The sequence below is a fragment of the Mesorhizobium sp. P2_D1 genome, assembly GCF_056404455.1.
On record NZ_JBFUDZ010000047.1, the window covers coordinates 1 to 21,242 of the forward strand.

The 21,242-nt window shown below is 62.3% G+C and carries 23 protein-coding genes and 1 pseudogene; 10 read left to right on the plus strand and 14 right to left on the minus strand.

The window, feature by feature from the left end; genetic code table 11:
- Window positions 1-868 (plus strand): aldo/keto reductase (locus AC1D0I_RS25625; RefSeq protein WP_477398615.1); only part of this gene is annotated, 868 nt, incomplete at its 5' end.
- A 168-nt stretch (window positions 869-1,036) separates the two neighbouring features.
- Here AC1D0I_RS25625 and AC1D0I_RS25630 read toward each other — a convergent pair.
- From AC1D0I_RS25630 to clpP, 5 genes are all read right to left on the minus strand, one after another.
- Window positions 1,037-1,219 carry a hypothetical protein gene (locus AC1D0I_RS25630; protein WP_477398617.1) on the minus strand — a complete coding sequence of 61 codons (183 nt, stop codon included), beginning with the start codon at window positions 1,217-1,219 and terminating at the stop codon, window positions 1,037-1,039.
- A 335-nt stretch (window positions 1,220-1,554) separates the two neighbouring features.
- Window positions 1,555-1,827: an HU family DNA-binding protein gene (locus AC1D0I_RS25635; RefSeq protein WP_023798342.1), complete on the minus strand. Its 273-nt coding sequence runs from the start codon at window positions 1,825-1,827 to the stop codon at window positions 1,555-1,557.
- Between the two features lie 302 nt (window positions 1,828-2,129).
- Window positions 2,130-4,541 (minus strand): endopeptidase La, encoded by a 2,412-nt coding sequence (lon, locus tag AC1D0I_RS25640; protein ID WP_477398619.1) that lies wholly within the window; start codon window positions 4,539-4,541, stop codon window positions 2,130-2,132.
- A gap of 306 nt (window positions 4,542-4,847) precedes the next feature.
- Window positions 4,848-6,122, minus strand: coding sequence for an ATP-dependent Clp protease ATP-binding subunit ClpX (gene clpX, locus AC1D0I_RS25645; protein WP_023759839.1), 1,275 nt, complete (start codon window positions 6,120-6,122; stop codon window positions 4,848-4,850).
- A 295-nt stretch (window positions 6,123-6,417) separates the two neighbouring features.
- Window positions 6,418-7,047 (minus strand): ATP-dependent Clp endopeptidase proteolytic subunit ClpP, encoded by a 630-nt coding sequence (gene clpP / locus AC1D0I_RS25650; protein ID WP_095081259.1) that lies wholly within the window; start codon window positions 7,045-7,047, stop codon window positions 6,418-6,420.
- 352 nt (window positions 7,048-7,399) lie between these two features.
- Between clpP and AC1D0I_RS25655 the strand changes: the two genes are divergently transcribed.
- Window positions 7,400-7,990 (plus strand): hypothetical protein, encoded by a 591-nt coding sequence (locus tag AC1D0I_RS25655; protein WP_477398621.1) that lies wholly within the window; start codon window positions 7,400-7,402, stop codon window positions 7,988-7,990.
- On the plus strand, window positions 7,983-8,177 hold the full coding sequence (locus AC1D0I_RS25660) for a hypothetical protein (RefSeq protein WP_477398623.1): 195 nt from the start codon (window positions 7,983-7,985) through the stop codon (window positions 8,175-8,177). The genes AC1D0I_RS25655 and AC1D0I_RS25660 overlap by 8 nt, the downstream gene beginning before the upstream one ends.
- A gap of 23 nt (window positions 8,178-8,200) precedes the next feature.
- Here the strand turns inward: AC1D0I_RS25660 and AC1D0I_RS25665 are convergent, their stop codons facing one another.
- The gene (locus AC1D0I_RS25665; protein ID WP_477398625.1) at window positions 8,201-9,304 is read right to left on the minus strand and encodes an NAD(P)/FAD-dependent oxidoreductase; all 1,104 of its coding nucleotides are present in this window, start codon (window positions 9,302-9,304) and stop codon (window positions 8,201-8,203) included.
- A gap of 104 nt (window positions 9,305-9,408) precedes the next feature.
- On the opposite strand from AC1D0I_RS25665, the gene AC1D0I_RS25670 reads away from it, so the two are divergent.
- From AC1D0I_RS25670 to AC1D0I_RS25680, 3 genes are read left to right on the plus strand one after another with little or no spacing between them, the layout of a single operon-like run.
- Entirely contained in the window at window positions 9,409-10,659 is a 1,251-nt protein-coding gene (locus tag AC1D0I_RS25670; protein ID WP_477398626.1) for a cytochrome P450, read from the plus strand.
- A gap of 24 nt (window positions 10,660-10,683) precedes the next feature.
- A complete protein-coding gene (locus tag AC1D0I_RS25675) occupies window positions 10,684-11,751 on the plus strand; it encodes a hypothetical protein (protein ID WP_477398628.1) in 1,068 nt (355 codons plus the stop codon).
- Between the two features lie 12 nt (window positions 11,752-11,763).
- Entirely contained in the window at window positions 11,764-12,492 is a 729-nt protein-coding gene (locus AC1D0I_RS25680) for a transporter substrate-binding domain-containing protein (protein ID WP_477398630.1), read from the plus strand.
- 70 nt (window positions 12,493-12,562) lie between these two features.
- Here AC1D0I_RS25680 and AC1D0I_RS25685 read toward each other — a convergent pair whose 3' ends face one another.
- The 7 genes and pseudogenes from AC1D0I_RS25685 to AC1D0I_RS25715 form a co-directional block, all read right to left on the minus strand.
- Window positions 12,563-12,907: a cupin domain-containing protein gene (locus tag AC1D0I_RS25685; protein ID WP_095081251.1), complete on the minus strand. Its 345-nt coding sequence runs from the start codon at window positions 12,905-12,907 to the stop codon at window positions 12,563-12,565.
- A 6-nt stretch (window positions 12,908-12,913) separates the two neighbouring features.
- The gene (locus AC1D0I_RS25690) at window positions 12,914-14,194 is read right to left on the minus strand and encodes an O-acetylhomoserine aminocarboxypropyltransferase (RefSeq protein ID WP_477398632.1); all 1,281 of its coding nucleotides are present in this window, start codon (window positions 14,192-14,194) and stop codon (window positions 12,914-12,916) included.
- 249 nt (window positions 14,195-14,443) lie between these two features.
- Complete coding sequence (locus AC1D0I_RS25695; RefSeq protein WP_457152843.1) at window positions 14,444-14,965, minus strand: CoA-binding protein; 522 nt, start codon at window positions 14,963-14,965, stop codon at window positions 14,444-14,446.
- Window positions 14,952-15,710: a GNAT family N-acetyltransferase gene (locus AC1D0I_RS25700; protein WP_477398634.1), complete on the minus strand. Its 759-nt coding sequence runs from the start codon at window positions 15,708-15,710 to the stop codon at window positions 14,952-14,954. The genes AC1D0I_RS25695 and AC1D0I_RS25700 overlap by 14 nt, the downstream gene beginning before the upstream one ends.
- Window positions 15,711-15,760: 50 nt before the next feature.
- Window positions 15,761-15,880: pseudogene (locus AC1D0I_RS25705) on the minus strand (AAA family ATPase); the annotation flags it as partial.
- Window positions 15,880-16,302, minus strand: a complete 423-nt coding sequence (locus AC1D0I_RS25710; RefSeq protein ID WP_477286223.1) for a VOC family protein — start codon at window positions 16,300-16,302, stop codon at window positions 15,880-15,882. The pseudogene AC1D0I_RS25705 and the gene AC1D0I_RS25710, both read right to left, overlap by 1 nt.
- A gap of 2 nt (window positions 16,303-16,304) precedes the next feature.
- Window positions 16,305-17,126 carry an enoyl-CoA hydratase gene (locus tag AC1D0I_RS25715; protein ID WP_477398636.1) on the minus strand — a complete coding sequence of 274 codons (822 nt, stop codon included), beginning with the start codon at window positions 17,124-17,126 and terminating at the stop codon, window positions 16,305-16,307.
- Between the two features lie 212 nt (window positions 17,127-17,338).
- Between AC1D0I_RS25715 and AC1D0I_RS25720 the strand changes: the two genes are divergently transcribed.
- The 3 genes from AC1D0I_RS25720 (at window position 17,339) to rpsI (ending at window position 18,967) form a co-directional block, all read left to right on the plus strand.
- On the plus strand, window positions 17,339-17,803 hold the full coding sequence (locus AC1D0I_RS25720) for a PaaI family thioesterase (protein ID WP_477398638.1): 465 nt from the start codon (window positions 17,339-17,341) through the stop codon (window positions 17,801-17,803).
- Between the two features lie 215 nt (window positions 17,804-18,018).
- Window positions 18,019-18,483, plus strand: a complete 465-nt coding sequence (gene rplM, locus AC1D0I_RS25725) for a 50S ribosomal protein L13 (protein WP_010915638.1) — start codon at window positions 18,019-18,021, stop codon at window positions 18,481-18,483.
- A 1-nt stretch (window position 18,484) separates the two neighbouring features.
- The gene (gene rpsI / locus AC1D0I_RS25730) at window positions 18,485-18,967 is read left to right on the plus strand and encodes a 30S ribosomal protein S9 (protein ID WP_457152847.1); all 483 of its coding nucleotides are present in this window, start codon (window positions 18,485-18,487) and stop codon (window positions 18,965-18,967) included.
- 151 nt (window positions 18,968-19,118) lie between these two features.
- Here rpsI and AC1D0I_RS25735 read toward each other — a convergent pair whose 3' ends face one another.
- Window positions 19,119-20,018 (minus strand): LysR family transcriptional regulator, encoded by a 900-nt coding sequence (locus AC1D0I_RS25735; protein WP_477398640.1) that lies wholly within the window; start codon window positions 20,016-20,018, stop codon window positions 19,119-19,121.
- Window positions 20,019-20,112: 94 nt separating this feature from the next.
- Here AC1D0I_RS25735 and AC1D0I_RS25740 point away from each other — a divergent pair, with 94 nt between their 5' ends.
- On the plus strand, window positions 20,113-20,985 hold the full coding sequence (locus tag AC1D0I_RS25740; protein WP_477398642.1) for an aldo/keto reductase family oxidoreductase: 873 nt from the start codon (window positions 20,113-20,115) through the stop codon (window positions 20,983-20,985).
- Window positions 20,986-21,242: the final 257 nt, after the last annotated feature.

Here is a 21,242-nt window from a genome sequence, read left to right on the forward strand (position 1 = left end):
CTATGACACCGCGCCGCTCTATGGGCTGGGCCTGTCGGAAACGCGGCTCAATCCGTTCCTGCGCTCGAAGAAGCGCGATGACTATGTGCTGTCGAGCAAGGTCGGCCGCATCATGCGCGCCTGCCCGCCGGAACAGCGCACCGGCATCGGCAAGTTCTTCGACACGCCGTCGCGCCGCGAGGTTTACGACTACAGCTATGACGGCGTCATGCGTTCGTTCGAAGCCTCGCTCGAGCGCCTCGGCGTCGACCGCATCGACATCCTCTTCGTGCACGATGTCGACATATTCACCCATGGCAGCAAGGAAGCGGCCGACCGGCGTATCGAGGAGTTCATGCGCTCGGGCTATTACGGGCTGCTGTCGCTCCGCGACCAGGGCGTGATCAAGGCGTTCGGTGGCGGCATCAATGAGTGGCAGGTTGCCCAGACGCTGGCCGAGCGCGGCGATTTCGACCTGTTCCTGCTTGCCGGGCGCTATACGCTGCTCGAACAGGAGGCGCTGGCGTCCTTCCTGCCGCTCTGCCAGGCACGCGGCATCGGCATCGTTCTGGGCGGTCCCTACAACTCCGGCATTCTGGCGACGGGGCCGAAGCCCGGCGCGTATTACAACTACTCCGAGGCACCGCAGGATATCATGGAGCGCGTTGCCCGTATCGAAGCCGTCTGCAAGCGCCATGGCGTGCGGCTGATCGAGGCTGCCCTGCAATTCCCGCTGCAGCACCCTTCGGTGGTTTCGGTGATCCCCGGTGGCCAGCGGCCGAGCGAAGTCGAGAGCAACCGTTCGTTGCTCGATGCGAAACTGCCGGCGGCGCTCTGGGCCGATCTCAAGCAGGAAGGCCTGATGCGCGCCGACGCGCCGAATGGCTAGTGCATGTATCGCCCAAAGGTGGACCCGGTTTTGGGACAACGGCATGCATAAGAGCAAAGACCCAAAGCGCGTCGCCTGAATCCGTTCACGGTGCACGGCCCAGGCGTATTTTGAGATCGTCCTGGACCGTGCGGAGCCAGGGGATCAGCCCTCTACCCCTGGCGGCCATCACTGTTGATTGTCCTGATTTCGCCGCAACACCTTGCGTACCACCAGTGCAATTCCGATGGAGAGCAGAACGATCCCGGCAGCCATATATCCCGTCGATGCGGCCCGGTAACCCGATGCCGCCAGCAGGAAGCCAATGACGATAAAGACCAATCCGGCAAGCTTGTCGATCAACAGGTTCATTTCCGAACACCCCTAGGCATGGGGAACCTCTTCCCGACGTGGAGCAGCGCCGCCAATGTCCTAGGGTGCAGGATAGTATGGCCAGGACCCTCGGTCGAGCGCAAAAAGCGGACTCGCGCCAAGCGCCCCTTCATCCCGGTTCTCCGGACGTGCGAGTTTGGCTGCTTCGCGCCCTCATTTTCCGGGACGGCATGACCCAGAGATCGTCCACTCCAGGCCCGGCAAAAGAAAAGCCGGGCAAGCCGGCTCTTCTTGTCGCGTGTACCGGCGTCGGGCACAAAAAAGAAAAGCCGGGGCAAGCCCGGCTTTTCTGGTCTCTGAAAAGAAAAAGTCGCTTAGTTGACCGCGTCCTTGAGGCCTTTGCCGGCCGAGAACTTCGGCACGGTACGCGCCGGGATCTGGACTTCGGCGCCTGTCTGCGGGTTGCGGCCCGTCGAAGCCGCACGCTTTGACACGGTGAAATTGCCAAAGCCGACAAGCCGGACATCGCCGCCCTTCTTCAGTTCGCCGGTGATCACGGAAAACACCGCGTCGACCGCCGACTGTGCGTCACCCTTCGAAATGCTCGCGGCGTCGGCGACAGCGGACACCAGTTCGTTCTTGTTCATAAAAATTCCCTTCCATGAGAACACCGGAACTTACGACTCATCCGGCAGGAAACGGACTTTAGAAAGAAGCGTTCCCGCAACCAAGTCGAAATGCCCAAGAAAAAGCGGAAAAAGCCCGGAATTCCGGGGTTTTTCACATGAAAAAGCCGGGCGCGAAGCCCGGCTCTCTGTTTGTGCACTGCAACCTTAGCGAAAACTTACGCATGACCCCGAAAACCGTAGCCGGTTTTCGGAAGGGACCATGCGCAAGTCCCGAGTGTCAGAGCGTCCTTTGCGCGTCCAGGTGGACGCGCGCCGCCGCTCTAATGTGCAAGCGTCTTGCCGGCATCGTCCGCGGTGTCGGTCRTCGCCGGCGGATTGACAGGTTCGACCCACTCGATCGGCTCCGGCATACGCACCAGCGCGTGGCGCAACACCTCACCGACCCGCGAGACCGGAATGATTTCCATGCCGTTCTTCACGTTGTCCGGAATCTCCGCCAGGTCCTTCGCGTTGTCTTCCGGGATCAGCACCTTCTTGATGCCGCCGCGCAACGCGGCAAGCAGCTTCTCCTTGAGCCCACCGATCGGCAGCACCCTGCCGCGCAGCGTGATCTCGCCGGTCATCGCCACATCGGCCTTGATCGGAATGCCAGTCAGCACCGAGATGATCGCGGTCGCCATCGCCACGCCGGCCGACGGTCCATCCTTGGGCGTCGCACCTTCCGGCACGTGCACGTGGATGTCGCGCTTGTCGAACAGCGGCGGCTCGATGCCGAAATCGATGGCGCGCGAGCGGACATAGGAGGCCGCCGCCGAAATCGATTCCTTCATCACGTCGCGCAGGTTGCCGGTCACCGTCATGCGGCCCTTGCCGGGCATCATGACGCCTTCGACCGTCAGCAGCTCGCCGCCGACTTCCGTCCAGGCAAGCCCGGTAACGACACCGACCTGATCGTCAGCCTCGACCTGGCCGAAGCGGAAGCGCGGGACACCGAGGTAGTCGGCGAGGTTCGCCGCCGTGATGTTGACCGTCTTCTTCTTCGTCTTCAGGATCTCGGTCACCGCCTTGCGCCCAAGCTTCATCAGCTCGCGCTCCAGACTTCTGACGCCCGCTTCACGGGTGTAGGTCTGGATGATGGCGCGGATCGCGTCCTCGCCGACGGAGAACTCCTTCGGCTGCAGGGCATGGTCGCGCACCACCTTCGGCATCAGGTGCCGCTTGGCGATCTCGATCTTCTCGTCCTCGGTGTAGCCGGCGATACGGATGATCTCCATGCGGTCCATCAAGGGCGCAGGGATGTTCAGCGTGTTCGCCGTCGTCACGAACATCACGCTCGACAGGTCGTATTCGACCTCGAGGTAATGGTCCATGAACGTCGAGTTCTGTTCCGGATCGAGCACCTCGAGCAACGCAGACGACGGATCGCCACGGAAGTCCTGGCCCATCTTGTCGATCTCGTCGAGCAGGAAGAGCGGGTTGGACTTCTTCRCCTTCTTCATCGACTGGATGACCTTGCCGGGCATCGAGCCGATATAGGTGCGCCGATGGCCACGGATCTCGGCCTCGTCACGCACGCCGCCGAGCGCCATGCGGAYGWATTCSCGMCCSGTCGCCTTGGCGATCGACTTGCCGAGCGAGGTCTTGCCGACGCCGGGAGGGCCGACGAGGCACAGGATCGGCCCCTTCAGCTTCTTCTGGCGGCTTTGCACGGCAAGGTACTCGACGATGCGGTCCTTGACCTTGTCGAGACCGAAATGATCGGTGTCGAGCACGTTCTGCGCGAAAGCCAGGTCCTGCTTGACCTTGGAGTTCTTGCCCCACGGGATCGACAGGATCCAGTCGAGATAGTTGCGCACGACGGTCGATTCCGCCGACATCGGCGACATCGTCCGGAGCTTCTTCAACTCGGCTTCCGCCTTTTCGCGGGCCTCCTTGGAGAGCTTGGTCTTCTTGATGCGCGCCTCGATCTCGGCAGCCTCGTCGCGGCCGTCCTCGCCTTCGCCGAGCTCCTTCTGGATCGCCTTCATCTGCTCGTTGAGGTAGTATTCGCGCTGTGTCTTCTCCATCTGGCGCTTGACGCGCGAACGGATGCGCTTCTCCACCTGCAGGACGGAGATTTCGGCTTCCATGAAGCCCATCGCCTTTTCCAGTCGCTCCTTGACCGAGAGCGTGGCCAGCATTTCCTGCTTCTCAGGAATCTTGATGGCGAGATGCGACGCGACCGTGTCGGCGAGCTTGGAATAGTCGTCGATCTGGCTGGCGGCACCCACCACTTCTGGCGAGATCTTCTTGTTCAGCTTGACGTAGTTCTCGAAGTCGGTGACCACCGAGCGAGCCAACGCCTCAACCTCGACCTCTTCCTCTTCCGGCTCGACCAGCGCCGTGGCGCGGGCCTCGTGGAAGTCGGGGCGGTCGGTGAACGAGACGATTTTCGCGCGCGAGGCGCCTTCGACCAGAACCTTGACGGTGCCGTCGGGCAGCTTCAGCAATTGCAGCACATTGGCGAGCGTGCCGATGTCGAAGATGGCATCGGGCTCGGGATCGTCGTCGGCGGCATTCATCTGGGTGGCGAGCAGGATCTGCTTCTCCTGACCCATCACCTCTTCCAGCGCCTTGATCGACTTTTCACGCCCGACGAAGAGCGGAACGATCATGTGCGGGAACACCACGATGTCGCGCAGTGGGAGGACTGCGAAGACGCCGTCGCTGGGAGCCTTGGATATTTTGGCCATTGTCCAACCTTTCCTGTCGCGGCCGCCAATCAGCCAACCGCGAATCTCATATTAACGACCGGGGATCGTTCCGCCTACCACCGTTTATGACGGGAGTTTTACAGCACAGAAATCGGGCACCTCGGCCTTCTCCAGTTAGTTGGATGCACGATCCACAAAGATCAAGAGGCCCGTACAAATCCGCTCCTCCAACTTGCCCGCAAGTGACAGATTTGTGACTGCAAGACCGGGCGCAGCCGCAAAACCATGCGTGACAGCAAAACGGCGCCTTGCGGCGCCGTTTCAAAATTCCGCTGTGGGGTCATGTCAGGCGCTGACATTGCCCTTCTTTTCCTTCTGCTCGGAGTAGATATAGAGCGGCCGGGCACTGCCGGTAACCACCTCTTCCGAAATAACCACTTCGCGCACGCCTTCGAGCGCGGGAAGTTCGAACATCGTGTCGAGCAGGATCGCTTCCATGATCGAGCGCAGGCCGCGCGCGCCGGTCTTGCGCTCGATGGCGCGCTTGGCGATCGCCGACAGGGCGTTCTCGTGGAAGGTCAGGTCGACATTCTCCATCTCGAACAGCCGCTGATACTGCTTGACCAGCGCGTTCTTCGGCTCGGTCAGGATCTGGATCAGCGCCGGCTCGTCGAGGTCCTCCAAGGTCGCCAGGACCGGCAGACGGCCGACAAATTCGGGGATAAGACCGAATTTCAACAGATCCTCGGGCTCGACCAGGCGGAAGACATCGCCAGTGCGGCGATCCTCGGGCGAAGCGACGATGGCACCGAAGCCGATCGAGGTCTTCCGGCCGCGATCCGAGATGATCTTGTCCAGCCCGGCGAAGGCGCCGCCGCAGATGAACAGGATGTTGGCGGTGTCGACCTGCAGGAATTCCTGCTGCGGATGCTTCCTGCCGCCCTGCGGCGGCACGGAGGCGACGGTGCCTTCCATGATCTTCAGCAGCGCCTGTTGTACGCCCTCGCCCGACACGTCGCGGGTGATCGAGGGATTGTCGGACTTGCGCGAAATCTTGTCGATCTCGTCGATGTAGACGATGCCGCGCTGCGCCCGCTCGACATTGTAGTCGGCCGACTGCAGCAGCTTGAGGATGATGTTTTCGACATCCTCGCCGACATAACCGGCTTCGGTCAGCGTCGTGGCATCAGCCATGGTGAAGGGCACGTCGATGATGCGGGCCAGCGTCTGCGCCAGCAGCGTCTTGCCGCAGCCGGTCGGGCCGATCAAAAGGATGTTCGACTTCGCCAGCTCGACATCGTTGTTCTTGCCGGCATGCGCGAGGCGCTTGTAGTGATTGTGGACGGCCACCGACAGCACGCGCTTGGCGTAGGGCTGGCCGATGACATAGTCGTCGAGAACCTTGAGGATCTCCTGCGGTGTCGGCACGCCCTCGCGCGACTTCACCATCGAGGTCTTGTTCTCCTCGCGGATGATGTCCATGCAGAGCTCGACGCACTCGTCGCAGATGAAGACCGTCGGACCGGCGATCAGCTTGCGCACTTCGTGCTGGCTTTTGCCGCAAAACGAGCAGTAGAGCGTATTCTTGGAATCGCCGCTGTTGTTGCCGACCTTGCTCATTTTCATGTCCTTTCATGGCCGCCCGCCGATGGTCTGGCTGAAAGGGCGCATACTCTCATCTATCGCGGGAATCCGCCGCCGCCAGTGTCCGGCTCCTGCAACGCATTCCGTACGAAACACAAATCAGAAAACGTGGCAATGATTCGCGACAGCCCCGCATAAAGCTAAGCCGCCGAAACTCAACATAGCCTTAACGTAGGCAATCCTGGCCCCCGAGGGAACAGCCAATTGTGGCCGAAATGCCGCAAGATGCGCCAAAAGCGCGTGATGCCGCCATCCAACTGCCAACCAGCCCTTATGCCACAGCGCCTTCTACCGGCTCGCGCGACGAAATGACCTTGTCGATGAGGCCGAAATCCCTGGCTTCGTCGGCGGTCATGAAATGGTCGCGGTCGAGCGTCTTTTCGATCTCTTCGTAGCTCTTGCCGGTGTGCTTGACGTAGACCTCGTTGAGGCGACGCTTCAGCTTGATGATGTCCTGGGCATGGCGCTCGATGTCGGACGCCTGGCCCTGGAAGCCGCCGGAAGGCTGGTGAACCATGATGCGGGCGTTCGGCGTGGCAAAGCGCATGTCCTTGTGGCCGGCGGTCAAAAGCAGCGACCCCATCGAGGCCGCCTGGCCGATGCAGAGCGTCGACACTGCCGGCTTGATGAACTGCATGGTGTCGTAGATCGCCATGCCCGAGGTGACGACGCCGCCAGGCGAGTTGATATAGAGGTTGATTTCCTTCTTCGGATTCTCGGCTTCCAGGAACAAAAGCTGCGCGCAGACCAGCGTCGCCATGCCGTCCTCGACCGGACCGGTGATGAAAATGATGCGCTCCTTGAGGAGGCGCGAGAAAATGTCGTAGGCCCGCTCGCCGCGATTGGTCTGTTCGACCACCATCGGAACGAGGTTCATGTAGGTTTCGACGGGGTTCTTCATCAGTTATCTCTTATCTCGCGGTGGGATTCCGGCGCCGGGAAGGCTGGCAGATCGGGCAGAATCGGTTCTGGATCGTCATTCCGTAAATAGGATGCCGGCTCATCCTTGTGCAAGGCCGACCCGTCCTAGCCATCTGGGTAAGTCGAATCAAGGTTATTCACGGGGATCATCGACCCGTGTCGTCATCGTTTGGCGATGTCATCACCATTCGTTTGACGATGTCATCACCATTCGTAGCAATTTCTTAACCGCATTGCTTAACGAAATACGGCAAATCCCCCTTTTACCCGACGCCGCTTCCCCTACAATCCAACGTTGAACCGTCATTGTGCCGTTCAACAGGGGGAGTGTCATGTTCAGGAAAACCGCATGCTTCGCCATTGCCGGGCTGACCGTGCTCGGCACGATTTCGCAAACCGCGGCCGGCGGCCGCGCCGTCGAATGCTATGAACCGGTCCGCACGCCTGATGTCTACGACACCGTCTACGAAAACGTGCTGGTCAGCCCGCCCGGCCAGCAGGTCGACTATGTTCCGGCCATCTATGGCACACGCGAACGCGTGGTGATGACGGTTCCAGCGCAAGTGACCTACGAGGTCGTGCCCGCCGTCACCCGCACCGTTTACCACACGGTCCAGATCGATGATGGCGGCTATTCCTGGGAATGGCGCGTCATCCATGGCCGCAAGGTGCTGTGCAAGGTCTGGCACAAGGCGCGCTACGGGCGTGTCGCCGAGACCGTGGTGATCCAGCCCGAACGCACACGGCGTGTCGTCACCCCGGCGCAGTATGACAGCATCGCCGAGGAGGTGCTGGTGCAGCCGGAGCAAAGGCGCATCATCAATGTTCCCGCCTCTTACCGGACGGTGGCGCGGCGCGTGCTGGTCAGCGAAGGGTCATCGGGCTGGCGGCGCGTGCATATTCCCAGGCACTGCAATGGATAGTCTTGGCTGGATCGTCATCGCCTTTGGTGTGGCTGCGGCTTATCTCTTCCTGCGACACGACCTGTACGACGCGGCGGTGCTAAAATGGAAAAGCCCATCTGGACCCGATGGATACTACGCTTATGCGGCGTTCTTCGGTTTTCTAACGATCGCAGCAGTGGCGCTTTTCTTTTACGCCTCCGGCTAGCGCGCTGTCTTACGAGGGTCCGTTCAGGCAACCTCCGCTCGCAGCCAGCGCTTCAGGCCGGCGATGTCGCCATCACCAACGGCAGCGGCAACGCGCCGGCCGACCGCAGCACCGAATTTGTAGCCATGGCCGGAGCAGGCCGAGACGATCAGGCATCTGCCCTTCTCGTGCGCCATGAATTTCTCGTCGGCGGTGAAGGTGTAGGCGCAGGTGACGACCTCGGTCACCTCATACTCATCGATGCGGGCGATCGGCGGCGAAAACAGGTTGCGGATCGCCTCGCCCTCGCCCGGCACCGGCTCCCGGTTCCAATCGGCGTCGCTGGTCGGCACCCTGTGCAGTCCGGAACCGAATTTCATGCCGCCACCGCCGGAGGGCGGGATCACGTAGCCGTCGACCGTACCGCCGACATCGAGGACGACCGGTGCTGCCTGCCAGGCGGCCTTTAGGTCCGCCGGCGGTTCGACATAGGCAAGTGCCGTTCGATAGGTTTTCAGTTCGCCGTCCAGTTCCGGGAACAGTTTCAACACCCAGGCACCGGCAGCGACGACGATGCGGTCGGCCTGCATCGTTTCGCCGCTTTCGAGCGCGATGTGGCCGGTTTCCTCGTCGATTTCGACGACCTTGCTGTTCTCGTAGACATTGGCGCCATTGGTCCGCAGCCATTTGGCCAGACCGGAGGCGATCTTGCGGCAGTGCAGCGCGCCGCCTTCGGTCGAAAAATAGGCATAGCGAAACGTGCCGGCCTCAAGAAACGGCCAACGCTGCGCGGCTACATCCGGCGCCAGCAAGTCGAAAGGGAAATTCCCCTCCTCCAGGCCCTCGCGGTATTCCTCGGCCTCGTCGCCCGGCGCGCGCGAAATGCAGACAAAACCTCTGGGATCGAGGTGGCTTTCGCCGAGATCGGCCCACATCTCGTCCCAGGCCTGATAGGCTTCGGTGATCAGCCGGCCATAGCCGGTGCCGGCCCGATAGGCACGGCGGATGATGCGGTGATGGTCGCCTGATGCCGCCAGCGGGTTGGGGATCGGTCCCTGTTCGACGATCGAAACGCTATGGCCGGCCTTGACCAGCGACCACGCGGTGGAAAGACCGGCAATGCCCGCGCCGACAACGATCACATTCATCAGGTCAGTCTTTCCGCAGCCGTATCGGCTGGCTCAACGCATTGGGCTACGGGGCGCAACATACGGTCTGGAACCGGGCTGGCAAGCCGCGCTATTGGTCTGGCATGACCAAATTGACGCCACCTTATCTGGCCTTTGATCCAGCCATCCGCCACCTGCGGCTCGATCCGCACGAGCCTGCCTTTTTTCAAGATCCTTACGAGGCCTACGCCTTTCTGCACGGCAGCTCGAATGCATTCTTCTGGGAAGAGTTCGGCTTCTGGTGCTTTGGCGGCTTCGACGAGGTCAACCGGCTGCTGCGCGACCGCCGCTTCGGCCGCCAGAACCCGGCCGGCATTCCAGACAGGCGCGGTGTCGGCCAGGACCGCAGTCATCTCAGGGCATTCGACGGCATCGAGGCCAATTCGATGCTGGAGTTGGAGCCACCGGTGCACACGCGGCTGAGAACGCTGGTCAACCGCGCCTTCGTCTCGCGCCAGGTCGAACGGCTGCGGCCGCGTGTCGAAGCGCTCGCCAACGAGTTGATCGACCGTTTCGAACCAGGCAAGGCTGTCGACCTCTTGCCCGCCTTTGCGGCGCCGCTGCCGATCACCATCATTGCAGAAATGCTCGGCGTGCCGGTCGAGATGGGGCCGCAACTGCTCGACTGGTCGCACCAGATGGTCGCCATGTACATGCATAGCCGCACGCGCGAAACCGAGGAGAAGGCCAACCGCGCCGCAGGCGATTTTGCCGATTTCCTGCGCGGCCATGTCACCGAGCGGCGCAAGAACCCCGGTGACGACCTGCTGTCGCTCTTAATCTCGGCGCAGGAGGACGGCCAGAAACTGTCGGAGGACGAGATGGTGTCCTCGGCAATCCTGCTGCTCAATGCCGGCCATGAAGCGACCGTGCATCAGACCGGCAATGCCGTGCGCTCGATCCTGTCGCAAGGCGGCGATCCCCGTCGCTTCTTCGGCTCACCCGAAGCCACCGCGGCGACAGTCGAGGAATGCCTGCGCTTCGACGCGCCACTGCACATGTTCACGCGCTACGCCTATCAGGAGATCGAAGTCGCGCCAGGCATCGTCGTACAGCCGGGCCAGACGATCGGGCTGCTTCTTGGCATGGCCAATCGCGACCCGCGCGCCTTCGCCGAACCGCTCGCCTTCAGGCCGGATCGGGCGGACCAGAAGAACGTGTCCTTCGGCGCCGGCATCCATTTCTGCATCGGTGCGCCGCTGGCCCGGCTCGAATTGCAGGTGTCGCTGAAGACCTTGTTCGACCGGCAGCCAAAGCTGCATCTTGCCGAACCGCCGCGCTTCCGCGACACTTACCACTTCCATGGGCTGGAAACGCTCGCCGTCGGCTTCTGACGATCGCGGGCATGGGGCTGCGACATGAGGGTGTTTTCGAGACCGGCGGCGGCGTTCGCAGTGGCACTGCTTTGCGCGGGCCTGGGGGTGGCGCATGCCCAGCAACAGCCGGAGAACATCCCGTGGGAAAACAGCGTGGCGATCGCCCAGAAAATGGCGGCCGGCCTGCTGGAGCGGCAGACCGGAGCCAAGGATTTCCCGCCGCCATCCTTTGCGGTCGAGGTCGATCTCAACCTCGACGGCTTTCCCGAGATCTTCGCCTATCGCTATGCGCCTGGCTGCGACGGCATCCATTGCGGCAACTTCCTGTTCGTCCTCGAAGGCGACAGCTACCAGGAAGTCCTCGGCGACATTCCCGGTGCAAGGCTGGTGCCGCAGGACAAGATCGGGCTCAGCGCCTTCAAACGAAACGGTTTTCTCGACATCCAGTCCGACCAGATGATGATCGGCTGGGACGGAAAAGGCTATGTCGACGCCTCTACGTTTCCTGCCTCGTCGCTCGATGGCGCCGCCTTCATGGCGGCCTGCCRGAAAAGCAGATCCAACGAGCAGCCGGCGGAGGGTGAAGCGGAACGCGTGAGCGCTGAATGCCAATGCCGGTTCAGCCGGTTTCAGGTGACCGGCTTCACGCAGCCCGATCTCGATATGTACACCGCATCGCTGGGCGAGAATTTCGAATATCCGACGGGCGCGAAAGAGATTGCCTGGCAGGCGCTTCTGAAAAATGCCGAGGACGTCGGCACCGGCTGCGATGTCGCCAGCGGCAAGAGCCAATGGCCGCCGGCGTACTTCAATCATGGCGACCAGCCGCAGCAGAAGCTGAATTTCGACAGCTTTCTCGATGCCTGTCCGGCACAGGATTTCATCCTCACCAACCACAAGATTGGCTCACCGGACCGAGCGCTCAGCCTTTGCGGCTGCCTTGCGCGCGAAATGCCGACCCAGGGCATCAGCCAGGCGGGGCTTGATCTGGTGGCGCAGTATTATCGCAACGAGATTTCCGACGCCGATATCGAGGCAGAGGACCCCAATGCCCTGACCTTCCACGACAAGGCGTCGGAGGCCTGCCTCAGCCAGTTCCCGGCGAAATAGGAAGGCGACGGTTTGCCCAAACATATGACCGAGTTGAAATTCGCCTTCCTCGAAGAGCCGCCATTTTGCTTCACCGGTGCATCGGGCGAGGTCTCGGGCTGTGACGTCGAGCTTGCGCGCAGGCTCGGCGAGAAGCTCGGATTGGCGGGCTTCAGGCCGATCGGGACCGAATTCGCTGAATTGCTGCCAGGGCTGGTCGAGGGCCGCTGGACCATGACGACCGGCTTGTTCGTCTCCGAGGAGCGCCAGCAGCTTGTCGCCTTCACACGTCCGATCTGGGCGTTGCAGGATGGGTTGCTGGTCGCGAAAGACAATCCGCGCGGCTTTGGCGGCTACCAGTCCATTGCCAGGGACCGGACGGCTTTGCTTGGCGTCATTACCGACCAGGTGCAGCATCTCACGGCGTTGCACAACGGGATTGCGCCGGAGCAGATCAGTATGTTTGCAACCCAGGCCGATGCGGCGGACGCAGTGGCCACCGGCGTGGTGCATGCCTATGCCAGCGTTGCGATGGCGCATCGAGGCTATCTGACCCAGCGGTCCGAAATGCCGCTTGGCCTTGTCGAGGTCCCGGCCAGCGAAAAACAGCCATCGGCCGGTGCCTTCGCAATCGCCAAGGGCAACCGCGCCCTGCTCAGGGACATCGATGCTTGCCTCGATGAATTGCTGGGCGGTGACTGGCACCGGCAGATGATGGCGCGATACGGATTTTCAGACAGCGATATCGATCGCGTCATCTGACCCCGGCCTGGATGCCTGTTTTTATGCATGTCGTTCCCCCAAAACCGGGGCCACTTTTGGGCGACATGCATTAGAGCTTGATCACATACTCCTTGCGGGTCGTTTCAAGCACTTCCCAACTGCCCTTGAAGCCGGGCCTGAGCACAAAGCTGTCGCCGGCCTTGACGGTGCGCGCCGCACCGCCTTCTTCGGCGATCACCGAAACGCCGGACAGGATGTGGCAGAATTCCCATTCGTCATAGACGATGCGCCATTTGCCCGGGGTCGATTCCCAGATGCCGGCATAGAGGCCACCATCACGCTCCTCGACGTTCCAGGTGCGGAATTTCGGATCGCCCGAGATCAGCCGATCCGGCGCCGGCGCGCCAGATTCGGGTTCGACGTTTTTGATGTCGACGGAAAGAAACGCGGTCATGATCGATCAGACCTTGGCAAGCGCCTGTTCGAGGTCGGCAACGATGTCGTTGACGTCCTCGATGCCGATGGAAAGCCGCACAGTGTCCGGACCGGCTCCGGCCTTGACCTTCTGTTCGTCGGAAAGCTGGCGGTGCGTGGTCGAGGCCGGGTGGATGACCAGCGACTTGGTGTCGCCGACATTTGCGAGGTGCGAAAACAGTTCCAGCGCCTCGACGAATTTGACGCCGGCGTCATAGCCGCCCTTGAGGCCGAATGTGAACACGGCGCCGGCGCCTTGCGGCGAGTACTTCTTCTGCAGCGCGTGGTTCTTGTCTGAGGGCAGGCCGGGATAATTCACCGAGGCGACCTTGGGATGATTGGACAGCCAGGCGGCGACGGTCACGGCGTTGTCGCAGTGGCGTTGCATGCGCAGCGGCAAGGTTTCCAGGCCGGTCAGGATCAGGAAGGCGTTGAACGGCGAAATCGCCGGACCGAGGTCGCGCAGGCCAAGCACGCGGGCAGCAATGGCGAAAGCGAAATTGCCGAAGGTTTCGTGCAGGATAAGGCCGCCATATTCGGGGCGCGGTTCCGACAGCATCGAGTACTTGCCCGACTTGGACCAGTCGAAGGTGCCGCCGTCGACGATGGCGCCACCGATCGAATTGCCGTGACCGCCGATGAATTTGGTCAGCGAATGGACGACGATGTCGGCGCCGTGCTCGATGGGGCGGATCAGGTAGGGCGAGGCCAGCGTGTTGTCGACGATGAGCGGCAGGCCGTGCTTGCGGGCGATGTCGCCGATCTTCTCGATATCGACAAAGGTGCCGCCCGGATTGGCGAGGCTCTCGATGAAGATCGCCTTGGTCCTGTCGTCGATCTGGCTCTCGAAGGTCGAGATGTCATTGGTGTCGGCCCAGCGCACCTCCCAGCCATAATTCTTGAAGGCATGGCCGAACTGGTTGATCGAACCGCCATAGAGCTTGTTGGCGGCGACGAAATTGTCGCCCGGCTGCATCAGATTGTGGAACACGATCACTTGCGCGGCATGGCCGGAGGCGACCGCAAGCGCCGCCGTGCCGCCCTCGAGGGCCGCGATGCGCTCTTCCAGCACAGCCTGGGTGGGGTTCATGATGCGGGTGTAGATATTGCCGAAGGCCTTCAGCCCGAACAGCGAGGCGGCGTGATCGGCATCGTCGAAGACGAAGGAGGTCGTCTGGTAGATCGGCGTGGCCCGGGCGCCGGTGGCCGGGTCAGGCTTGGCGCCGGCATGGACGGCGAGCGTGTTGAAACCGGGCGTGCGGGTCATCGAAACCTCTCTTTTTGAAACTCTTGAAATGGCCGGGCATTCTTGGCGAAGCCCGGGCGCGAATGCAAAGAAGAAAATGCCCTTCGGCGAACGATCTGCGGCCGGGACGCGAGAAAATGCACGGCCTTGCGGAATAATTTGCTTCTAAGGCGTGCCGCGTTTGAAGGACTTTATCCGACGCGCCTTAGAGGCTCCTTTTTGGTGCATGTCGTTATCCCAAAACCGCTGCGCACTTTTGGGCGACATGCATCATTTCTGGCGAACGCCGAAACTCTGGAAGCCGGGGCGCATCAGCGGCTTCTTCGACGACAAGACGCCGGAATTGACGCCGGTCCAGCCGATCTCGCCGGACAGCTTGCCATATTCGATCTTGGGGCAGCGGTTCATCACCACCTTGATGCCGGCAGCCTCGGCGCGCGCGGCTGTCTCGTCATGGCGTACGCCAAGCTGCATCCAGAGGACTTTCGGCAAGGGATCGAGCCGCAACACCTCATCGACAATGCCCGGCACTGCCGACGCCGCGCGAAAGATGTCGACCATGTCGATCGGTTCGGGAATATCGGCCAGCCTGGCATAGGTCATCCGGCCGAGGATTTGCTTGCCGGCTTGGCCAGGGTTGATCGGAAACACCGAAAAGCCCTTGGCCAGCAGATATTTCAGCACGAAATAGCTTGGCCGCACGTCATTGGCGGACGCGCCAACCATGGCGATGGTCTTCACCGAATTGAGGATGCCGGCGATGTAGGTGTTGTCGTAACTATCGTGGTTCATGCGGCTTCCTGCGGTAGTGATAGCGGTAAAGTTCACGGCTGAACCCAAGCGAAGCATAGAGCGCGCGGCCTGGCGCATTGTCGGCCACCACTTGCAGGCATGCCGCGTCAGCACCCGCCCGTCGTGCCCAGTCGATCAGACCGCCGACCGTCTTGCGGCCCAGGCCTTGCTGCCTGAAGCGGCCGTCGGTTTCAACCGATTCCACCACAAGCAGCCCGTTTCGGATGACGCCATAGGCCAGGGCGGCAATTTCGCTGTCGCGTTCACAGGACACGAACGCCCGGTCACCGGCGATCAGCCCCGTCATCTCGCGAAAGACGCGGCGATCTATGTCGTCGTGGGCGCCCATGCGAAACCGCGCTGCGAGCCAGTCTTCGGCGGGCACCGGCGATACAGTGACGCGCCCGTCGCGGATCTCCGCCAGGTCGTCGATACCGGCATAAAGATGGATGGTTCCGCCTTCGAGCTGATAACCGCGATGGTCGAGTGCGGCTTCGAGCTCGTCGGCGATATCAGGCACTCGAAACAGCGGCGTCTGGTCGTGACCGACATAGAAGGACTCGGCGGCGTCGATGACCTTGTCGGGCGCACCGCGCTTGCCACGCAAGGGATTGACCGAGTTTGCGCACCGGGTCCGGCCACCGGAGCGTCTGAGAAGCCAGCCGTCGACGACGGTTTCGGCCGCTGCCGGCCAGGCTGCGCGGTACGCCTGTTCGCTGCGCCAGTTGAGATCGTCATCGGTCACGCATCGTCCTCCGACAGCGCTTCCTGCACAAAGGCCTGCGGATCGGTGCAGATCGGCGTGGTGAATTCGAGTTCGAAATCGTGGTCGCGAAACAGCGGCAGGTTCCAGTCAAGCCGGATGCGTTTGAGATAGGCTGCCTTGAGCCGCGTCAGCTGCTTGCGACAAGCCATTAATCGGGCAGCGAAATCGTGCCGTCTTCCGCGATCGGGAAAGCTGGATTGTGCGCCACTTCCCAGACATGCCCATCGGCATCGGCGAAATATCCGTACCAGCCGCCCCAGAAGGCACGGCCGGCCGGCTTGACGATACGACCGCCGGCTTTTTCCGCCATGGCGAGAACCTCGTCGACTTCGGCATCGGAGCGGGTGTTGTAAGCGAGGTAGACGGCGGACGGCGCCCCAGTGAAGGCAACGCCCGAATCCTCCTCGGCGCTGGCGCGCGGGAACAGGCCGAGAATGGCGCCGCCCATTTGGAAGAAGGCGACGCCGTCGGTGATGCCGGCATGACGGGTCAGGCCCATCGCCTCGTAGAAGCGCACGGCGCGGTCGAGATCGTCCGTCGCGATGGTGATGATGGAGATGCGCGGTTCCACGATTACTCGTCCGTCCATTGCGGCTTGCGCTTGCCGATGAAGGCGCCAATGCCCTCTTCCGCGTCGCGCGCCAGCATGTTCTCGACCATGATCGCGCCGGTATAGGCATAGGCGTCGGCCAGTCCCATCTCGGCCTGCGCGTAAAAGGCCTCCTTGCCTGTCTTGACCACCAAAGATGATTTGGAAGCAATGGTTTGCGCGTATTTGGTGACAATCTGATTCAGGTATTCGCGCGGCACGACGCGGTTGACCAGGCCGAATTCCTTGGCGGTCGCCGCATCGATCGTCTCGCCGGTCAGCAGCATCTCCATCGCATGCTTGCGCGAGACGTTGCGCGACAGCGCCACCATCGGCGTCGAGCAGAACAGGCCGATGTTGACGCCCGGGGTGCAGAAGGTCGCCTCATGCGACGCGATCGCCAGGTCGCAGCTGGCGACCAGTTGTAGCCCGGCGGCGGTGGCAAGGCCATCAACCTCGGCGATAACCGGCAACGGATGACGCACGATCGCCTGCATCAGCGTGGCACAGGCCGCAAACGTCTCCGCGAAGAAGGCCTTGCCATGATCGGCGTCGGCACGGCGCGCCGTCATTTCCTTGAGATCATGGCCGGCGCAGAACACCTTGCCGGCTGCCGAGAGAACGATGACGCGAACCGCCTTGTCGGCCTTGGCGCGCTCGAATTCCGCGGTCAGCGCCGCCATCACCGCCAGCGACAGAGCGTTGGCAGGCGGATTGGCAAGCGTGAGGCGCAGCACGCCCTTGTCCAGTTGTGCGACAACCGGACCTTCAACGGCGGCAGGCTTGATGGCAAGGATTTCAGCCATGGTCGTTTCTCCGCGATTAAGGATCGTGGTTGGATGCTTCAATCTAGTACGCCATCGTGCCTCGTCCAACACCATCAAACAGATTGCTGGCACAAGCGACAAGGCTGCGCTGCATTTGTCCCGGTGGCTTAGGATTGTCATCAATGACGGCTGAAACGGTGTTGCCAGAAGGCCCGGCCGCGTTCAAACAGGCGCATACGAGGGAGACCGCCATGCCCGCCCAGAGCAATCTCAAGCCGGTGCTGACCGCGGCGGAAGTCAATGTGCTGATGGGTAGCGTCTATCCCCAGCTCAACGACCAGTTCAAACATTACGAGGCGATCGACGTGTTCCCGGGCGGTTGCCTCGTGCGTCTCAATGCCGACGAGCGGCACCTGCGCCCTGGTGGCACAGTGTCGGGTCCGTCGCTGTTCACGCTCGCCGATATCGGCGGCTATGTCTGCGTGCTCTCTCATGCCGGGCCGGACGCGCTTTCCGTTACCGTCAACCTCGACATCAACTTCGTCCGCAAGGCCGAGGCCGGGCCGATCGATGGCCATTGCCGGATCCTGAAGCTGGGAAAGAGCCTGATGGTGTTCGACATCGACATCGTCGCCGGCCCGGACGGACATACGGTGGCGCATGCCACCGGCACCTATTCGATCCCGCCGAAGCGGAATGGTTATGTGGTAAAATAATACCTTTTTCCCAAGATATTGTTTTTGCTATTCTTTTCCTGATATTGGCCCTTTCGATGGCCTTGACGCGACAACTGCCCTCGCCTATAAGCCCTCACGAAGCAGCGGCCCTCAAAGGCCGCCGTTTTGTTATTGGCGGCGGGCAAGCGCTTTTCGCCAATCCAAGCAACAAGAAACGCMTTCCCTGGTGAAGGTCCGAACCGAAAGCAGAAAACATGACAACCTTTTCGCAGAAGCCTGCGGATGTGGTGAAGAAGTGGATCCTGATCGACGCCGAGGGTCTCGTCGTCGGCCGTCTCGCCACTGTCATCGCCAATCATCTTCGCGGCAAGCACAAGCCGACCTTCACCCCGCATGTCGACGACGGCGACAACGTCATCGTCATCAATGCCGACAAGGTGGTGTTCACCGGCAAGAAGTTCACCGACAAGGTCTATTACTGGCACACCGGCCACCCCGGCGGCATCAAGGAGCGCACCGCGCGCCAGCTGCTCGAGGGTCGTTTCCCCGAGCGTGTCGTCGAGAAGGCCGTTGAGCGCATGGTCCCGCGTGGCCCGCTCGGCCGTCGGCAGATGAAGAACCTGCGCGTCTATGCAGGCGCAGAGCATCCGCATGTCGCCCAGCAGCCCGAAGTTCTCGACGTGGCCAAGCTGAATTCCAAGAACAAGAAGGTCGCATAAGATGGCTGAGCTTTCCTCGCTCGCAGAACTGGGCGCCGCCACCGGCAACACCAACACGCAGGCCGCGGCACCCGTCCATGTCCAGAAGCTCGACAAGTCGGGCCGCGCCTACGCCACCGGCAAGCGCAAGAACGCCATCGCGCGTGTCTGGGTGAAGCCGGGTTCCGGCAAGATCATCGTGAACGACAAGGAATTCGCGACCTATTTCGCGCGTCCGGTCCTGCAGATGATCCTCAACCAGCCGATCATCGCCTCGAACCGTTCGGGCCAGTACGACATCGTCGCCACCGTCATCGGCGGCGGCCTCTCGGGCCAGGCCGGCGCGGTGCGCCACGGCATCTCCAAGGCGCTGACCTACTACGAGCCGGCGCTGCGCGCCGTGCTCAAGAAGGGTGGCTTCCTGACCCGCGACAGCCGCGTCGTCGAGCGCAAGAAGTACGGCAAGGCGAAAGCCCGCCGCAGCTTCCAGTTCTCGAAGCGCTAAGCGCTCCGCAGTTTTGCCAATCGAAAAGGCCGCCTTCGGGCGGCCTTTTTTGTTGGAAGAGCGCGGCACCCTACCTCCCCTCGATGGGGAGATCGGCGCGTAGCGCCGGGTGGGGTGATGGCGCCGGCGCAATTCATGCCTGGCGGAGGTCTCAGGGTCTGCCGGCCTTGATATAATCGATGAACGCCCGCAGCGGGGCCGGCACGAGTCGGCGACCCGGATAATAGAGAAACGGCCCGGAGAAGTTCTGCCACCACGGTTCCAGAATGGGTTCAAGCGCGCCGCTTTCGAAATGCGGGCGAAGCCAGCCCTCGAACAGGCCGATGATGCCGGTGCCGGCGATGGCCGCATCGACGGCCAGATCGGTCGCCCCGCCGATCCGCACGATCAGCGGCCCTGTGGGATCGATGCGCACCACCTCGCCGTCGCGCTCGAATTCCCACGGCAGCATCGCCCCGCTGGCAAAGCGGCCGCGCACACAGGCATGGCTGAGCAGGTCGCCCGGATGTTGCGGCCGCCCATGGCGATCGAGATAGGCTGGGCTGGCGGCCGTGGCGAAACGCTGCACGCGCGGTCCGATCGGCACCGCGATCATGTCCTGTTCCAGCCGCTCGTCGTAGCGGATGCCGGCGTCGCAGCCGGCAGCCAGCACATCGACAAAATTCTCGTCGGCGATCACCTCCAGCCGGATGCCGGGAAAGGCGGCGAGGAAGCCTGGGACGATGTCGGGCAATATCAGCCGCGCGGCGCTGACCGGCACATTGAGACGCAACGAGCCCGCCGGCCTGTCGCGAAAGCCATTCACCACATCGAGGGCGGCCTCCACCTCCGACAGCGCCGGACCGAGCCTCTCCAGCAGGCTGAGACCGGCCTCGGTCGGGACAACGCTGCGCGTGGTGCGGTTGAACAGCCTGACACCGAGCTGCGCTTCCAGGCGACGCACCGCCTCGCTCAAGCCCGAGGCGCTGCCGCCACTGGCGCGCGCACCATCGCGAAAGCCCCCGGCGCGCGCCACCGCCACGAAGGCGTTCAGGTCATTGAGATCCATCATTGTTCGCAATTCCGTACAGCCTGTGTGGATTGTACCTGATTATCACAAGATTGAGCAGCACCTATCTTCGCCGCCTCAAAGGAGATCAATCATCATGTCCACTATCCAACAGGCCGGCACCTTCACCCTTGGGAGCCACACAGTGAAGCGGCTCGGCTACGGCGCCATGCAGCTCGCCGGGCCCGGTGTGTTCGGCCCGCCCAAGGACCATGACGCGGCAGTGGCCGTGCTGCGCGAGGCCGTTGCGCAAGGGATCGACCATATCGACACCAGCGACTTCTACGGCCCGCACGTCACCAACCGGCTGATCCGCGAGGCGCTTGCCCCCTACCCCAAGGATCTGGTCATCGTCACCAAGATCGGCGCCCGGCGCGGCGCGGATGGCTCGTGGCTGCCGGCCTTTTCCGCCGAAGCGCTAACCCAGGCGGTGCACGACAATCTGCGCAATCTCGGCCTCGAGGTGATCGACGTGGTCAATTTGCGCATCATGTTCGACACCCACGGTCCCGCCGAGGGGTCGATCGAAGCGCCGCTCACCGTGCTGGCCGAACTGCAACGCCAAGGCCTGGTCAGGCATATCGGACTGAGCAACGTGACATCGACCCAGGTCAAGGAAGGACGCCGGATTTCCGAGATCGTCTGTGTGCAGAACCAGTACAATCTGGCGCATCGCGGCGACGACGCCCTGATCGACGACCTCGCCCGTGACGGCATCGCCTACGTGCCGTTCTTCCCGCTCGGCGGCTTCAACCCGCTGCAGTCTTCGACGCTGTCCGATGTGGCGCAGCGCCTCGGCGCCACGCCGATGCAGGTCGCCCTCGCCTGGCTGCTTCGGCGCGCGCCCAACATCCTGCTGATCCCCGGCACATCATCGGTCGCGCATCTGCGGGAGAACCTTACCGCTGCCGAATTCAAGCTTTCGGACGATGTGCTCAGGGAATTGGATGGCATGGCGGCTGCTGCCTGACGACGCAGCACTGCGAGCAGTTGCAAAGCAAAAGGCCGTCCTTCGGCCGGCTTGTTCGGGCTCGGCAGTCACCCCACCCGGCGCTGCGCGCCGACCTCCCCATCAAGGGGAGGTAGGGCGCCCAGGTTTGCCATCACTCTGCAAACATTCCGACGACCAACTGGCGACAAACCTTTGCCTTGTAGCCACTCGGCGCGCGCGGTTAGCCGCGACCCCTACCTCCCCTCGATGGGGAGGTCGGCGCGTAGCGCCGGGAG

What these genes read in the sequence shown, in the direction of transcription:
- AC1D0I_RS25630 (WP_477398617.1), bottom strand. Translation starts at nt 1,219, where the DNA reads ATGAACCTGTTGATCGACAAGCTTGCCGGATTGGTCTTTATCGTCATT.
- AC1D0I_RS25690 (WP_477398632.1), bottom strand. Translation starts at nt 14,194, where the DNA reads ATGACCCGCACGCCCGGTTTCAACACGCTCGCCGTCCATGCCGGCGCC.
- AC1D0I_RS25740 (WP_477398642.1), top strand. Translation starts at nt 20,113, where the DNA reads ATGTCCACTATCCAACAGGCCGGCACCTTCACCCTTGGGAGCCACACA.
- AC1D0I_RS25735 (WP_477398640.1), bottom strand. Translation starts at nt 20,018, where the DNA reads ATGATGGATCTCAATGACCTGAACGCCTTCGTGGCGGTGGCGCGCGCC.
- AC1D0I_RS25665 (WP_477398625.1), bottom strand. Translation starts at nt 9,304, where the DNA reads ATGAATGTGATCGTTGTCGGCGCGGGCATTGCCGGTCTTTCCACCGCG.
- AC1D0I_RS25685 (WP_095081251.1), bottom strand. Translation starts at nt 12,907, where the DNA reads ATGACCGCGTTTCTTTCCGTCGACATCAAAAACGTCGAACCCGAATCT.
- AC1D0I_RS25695 (WP_457152843.1), bottom strand. Translation starts at nt 14,965, where the DNA reads ATGAACCACGATAGTTACGACAACACCTACATCGCCGGCATCCTCAAT.
- AC1D0I_RS25660 (WP_477398623.1), top strand. Translation starts at nt 7,983, where the DNA reads ATGGATAGTCTTGGCTGGATCGTCATCGCCTTTGGTGTGGCTGCGGCT.
- rplM (WP_010915638.1), top strand. Translation starts at nt 18,019, where the DNA reads ATGACAACCTTTTCGCAGAAGCCTGCGGATGTGGTGAAGAAGTGGATC.
- rpsI (WP_457152847.1), top strand. Translation starts at nt 18,485, where the DNA reads ATGGCTGAGCTTTCCTCGCTCGCAGAACTGGGCGCCGCCACCGGCAAC.
- AC1D0I_RS25635 (WP_023798342.1), bottom strand. Translation starts at nt 1,827, where the DNA reads ATGAACAAGAACGAACTGGTGTCCGCTGTCGCCGACGCCGCGAGCATT.
- clpP (WP_095081259.1), bottom strand. Translation starts at nt 7,047, where the DNA reads ATGAAGAACCCCGTCGAAACCTACATGAACCTCGTTCCGATGGTGGTC.
- AC1D0I_RS25655 (WP_477398621.1), top strand. Translation starts at nt 7,400, where the DNA reads ATGTTCAGGAAAACCGCATGCTTCGCCATTGCCGGGCTGACCGTGCTC.
- AC1D0I_RS25670 (WP_477398626.1), top strand. Translation starts at nt 9,409, where the DNA reads ATGACCAAATTGACGCCACCTTATCTGGCCTTTGATCCAGCCATCCGC.
- clpX (WP_023759839.1), bottom strand. Translation starts at nt 6,122, where the DNA reads ATGAGCAAGGTCGGCAACAACAGCGGCGATTCCAAGAATACGCTCTAC.
- AC1D0I_RS25720 (WP_477398638.1), top strand. Translation starts at nt 17,339, where the DNA reads ATGCCCGCCCAGAGCAATCTCAAGCCGGTGCTGACCGCGGCGGAAGTC.
- AC1D0I_RS25715 (WP_477398636.1), bottom strand. Translation starts at nt 17,126, where the DNA reads ATGGCTGAAATCCTTGCCATCAAGCCTGCCGCCGTTGAAGGTCCGGTT.